At 55.8% G+C, this 3,076-nt stretch carries 6 protein-coding genes; 2 read left to right on the top strand and 4 right to left on the bottom strand.

Translation table 11 applies throughout. From position 1 onward, the window contains the following. The coding region (locus DQW77_RS18150; RefSeq protein ID WP_181711338.1) for a transposase at window positions 1-462 on the bottom strand (462 nt) is incomplete at its 3' end. Between the two features lie 108 nt (window positions 463-570). After that, entirely contained in the window at window positions 571-774 is a 204-nt protein-coding gene (locus tag DQW77_RS18695) for a hypothetical protein (RefSeq protein ID WP_258523919.1), read from the bottom strand. On the opposite strand from DQW77_RS18695, the gene DQW77_RS18835 reads away from it, so the two are divergent. Continuing rightward, window positions 679-921: an ImmA/IrrE family metallo-endopeptidase gene (locus DQW77_RS18835; RefSeq protein ID WP_404947949.1), complete on the top strand. Its 243-nt coding sequence runs from the start codon at window positions 679-681 to the stop codon at window positions 919-921. The two genes, DQW77_RS18695 and DQW77_RS18835, sit on opposite strands and share 96 nt — an antisense overlap. A gap of 4 nt (window positions 922-925) precedes the next feature. Here the strand turns inward: DQW77_RS18835 and DQW77_RS17770 are convergent, their stop codons facing one another. Beyond that, window positions 926-1,900: a P63C domain-containing protein gene (locus DQW77_RS17770; protein WP_113259668.1), complete on the bottom strand. Its 975-nt coding sequence runs from the start codon at window positions 1,898-1,900 to the stop codon at window positions 926-928. Then, window positions 1,893-2,825 (bottom strand): IS1595 family transposase, encoded by a 933-nt coding sequence (locus tag DQW77_RS17765; protein WP_113259666.1) that lies wholly within the window; start codon window positions 2,823-2,825, stop codon window positions 1,893-1,895. The genes DQW77_RS17770 and DQW77_RS17765 overlap by 8 nt, the downstream gene beginning before the upstream one ends. Window positions 2,826-2,899: 74 nt before the next feature. On the opposite strand from DQW77_RS17765, the gene DQW77_RS17760 reads away from it, so the two are divergent. Then, window positions 2,900-3,076 (top strand): transposase (locus DQW77_RS17760; RefSeq protein ID WP_404947948.1); only part of this gene is annotated, 177 nt, incomplete at its 3' end.

Genomic DNA, 3,076 nt, shown 5'->3' with positions numbered 1-3,076 from the left:
GGGCGCAGCCGCTTGAGCGAGTTGATGGCTCCGCGCCTGCGCCCATTGCTCACGCCGCCGAATGATGGCAAACAAATGAGGAACAGACTCGACTTGCGAGTGGCCCTGAAAAATGGGGCAGGTCACCTCGGCCTTCCGGGTCAGCCGCCGGTAGCGCGGCAACGCCCGCGAGCGCCATTCGCGCCGCTGGCCATCCGCGCCCGCGATCCGGGCCCGGGGCACGCGGACCGTCTCGGGTCCAAAGGTGCCGACGATTTCCCGATCCCTATGCCCGTTGCGATACCCCTTCGCACCCGCGCTCTTGCGTTCATAGCGACCGCGCCCGAGCGCAGCCTCCAGTTCCTCCTCGAGGATCGTTTCGATGAAATCCCGCACCCGGCTGCGGACGCCGTCCTCGAGCGGATCCGTCCAGTCGCCCCCGATGAGTGGCGCAGCGCGGTCGGTCTTGGTAGTCTCGGTCATGGCGTAATCTCCTTCGGCGGTGCCAGCCGCCGTTCATGGTTGCTTCAACACCTGGAGATTACGCCGCCCTCACAATTTCCACCAACCCCGCGACAGAACCATGAAATTTCAGGAAAGATTCAAAAAGACACGACGCGCGGCGGGGAAAGCGGTTTCGCTATTTTTGTGAACAGTGGCCATCCAGCAGTGCGGCGTCGTTTCACCATCGCCCATGAGATAGCGCATTACGTTCTGCACGAGCGGAAGATAGGAGACGGAATCTTTGATGATGCGTTGTATCGAAGTGGCTTGCCGCACCAAGAAAAAGTGCAAGCGAACGCCCTTGCCGCAGACATACTGATGCCAAGGGACCGCGTCCGAGAGATGCAACGTCTACATGGCGACAACATTAATTATCTCGCGAACCTTTTCTGGGTTTCTGAGCAGGCAATGTCAATTCGGCTTGGAGTGCCCACCTAGTTCACTAAATAATTCTGTTCATATCATCAAACAGGTAGGGGGCAACGGTAACCGCCTTCCTGCGCTTCACCATCTCTTTAAACTGATCAATATCATTGCACATTTCCATCATGCCTTCTACCTTGCCAATCTGGCGCGTAAGAATGGTTCTGCCTTCTGTAGTTAGCCATTGGTGGAAACGCGCGCGTCGCTTTCCCTCGTCAGTAATGTTCAGCCTGTCGAGTTCGGCCTTGACATAACCATGCTCTATTGGATCGTAAACATACTTGTTTATGAACTTGCCGTAGTATTGCGGCCTAGAGCGAGCGTTTGTTGGCGCATTGTCGTAAAGCCTATCTAATTCTGCAAAGAATGAATCTGGGAAAGTGTGTATCCATTTTTGCAGTCCGTCTGCAATGTAACGCTCAAGCAAGAGGCGCAGGGCATCATGCCCTCTATCTGTTTGAAATCCTGTCGCTTCATCTACCAGCGCAACAATCCCAACGCGGGCAAAAGCGCGAACAAGAATTTCTGCTTTATCTGCTATGTGTTGTTGTTGCTTACTAAGAGCACCCTTCGCTCTAGCCGCTAGAATAGCATCGCAAATGTCTGCCAATACAGTGGCATCATATCCATACGCGGTAGAGCTTCTGTCTGTGCGGAAAACAAGTGGCTCTTTGGTCACCTTTAGCAACTCGTTAGAAACAAAGGGAGAAAGCGTTTTTTGTGCAACAAAGTAGGCTAGGCGGTCACCACCCCCACGCGAGCTTCCGCCGCGCGCCATCCCCAGGGATTTGACCATGCCCCGCTGGTGAATAACTCGCGTTCCGTCATCCAGCACGTAGCATGGTATCTGCACCTCACCTATTGCCAGAATCCCGCCGTAACGCGCCTTTGGGATTTCTAGTGTGCCCTTGGGGTCAACACCCATCAAACTGTCCGCAACATCATCGAGAGTTGCGTTGATGGGTTCAATCGTATCTTTCTTCTTATCAGCCATTAATCAGCCCTTTGTAAGTCAGCCGCTTGTCGGCCATGCGCTCGATTGTTATACCGATGAAGTCCATGGTGCCGATCTGCGCCGTGTTGTGGCGGAAAGAGAACTCTTTCACGTAGCGGTGCAGGTGCTTGGCGCTCATGTGGTGATAGATGCCAATGTAACCGCGCTTGAGAAGCGACCAGAAGCTTTCGATCCCATTTGTGTGCGCCATGTCGCGGACGTATTCACCAACTGAGTGGTTAATGCGGATGTGCATATAGCCTGCGGCGCGAAGGCCGATGTAGCCGCCGTGAGTGTCAGTCACAATGATCGTGCCCGTTGCGCAGTGATCGCGAACAAAACGCTCAAGGGTGGGTGCCTTCGTGTTCTCGACCACAACCGCGCGAACCTCGCCGTTTTGATCGCGGACGCCAGCGACAGCGGTTTTCCCAACTGCGCCCCGGCCAGCGCGGAGTTTCTTGCTGGCATGTTTGTTCTTCTCGCGACCACCAACATAGGTTTCATCAACCTGCATCTGACCGTCCATGTGATTGTCGCAATCTTTCAGCCAAGTCTCGCGGATGCGCTGCGCGAGAAACCACGCGGTTTTCTGAGTGACGCCAAGTTCGCGGGCCATCTGAGTGCTAGGGATACCCTTGCGCGCGCTGGTCAGCATGAAGATCGCCAGTAGCCACTTTTGCAGAGGCAGGCGGCTCTCGGCCAGAACCGTGCCTGTGCGGACGCTGAAATGCTTGCGGCAGTCTTTGCAGCGGTAGGCCATCGGCTTGTGGTCTTTGCACTCTGTGACGCTGACAGAACCGCAGTGACCGCAGACAGGCTCGCCGCCCCAACGCTTGTTCTCAAAGAACTTGCGCGCCGCTTCCTCATCGGGGAACTTGGCGAAGAACTCGAAGGTTGAAAGGGTCTCAGGCTTATCTTTGCACATGGGTGTCACTCCTTCTGACACCCTTGTAACTTAACTAGCCATGCGGCGCAAGTAAAAATTGGCTAGTTAAGTATATAGGCCCCTTCTTTTACGCCCCTGGTCGGGGCGGGCAGAATGCCGAAACCTTCCTGCACGGCTTCGACGGGATCCTCCAACTGGACGGGTATACTGGCTACAATCGCCTCACGCGCCCCTCCCGCAAGGGCGGCGACCCGATCCGCGTGGCCCATTGCTGGGCGCACGCCCGGCGC

The organism is Roseovarius sp. TE539 (genome assembly GCF_003298505.1).
In the GTDB taxonomy this organism is placed as follows: Bacteria; Pseudomonadota; Alphaproteobacteria; order Rhodobacterales; family Rhodobacteraceae; genus Roseovarius.
This window is presented reverse-complemented; position numbering and strand designations above follow the sequence as displayed.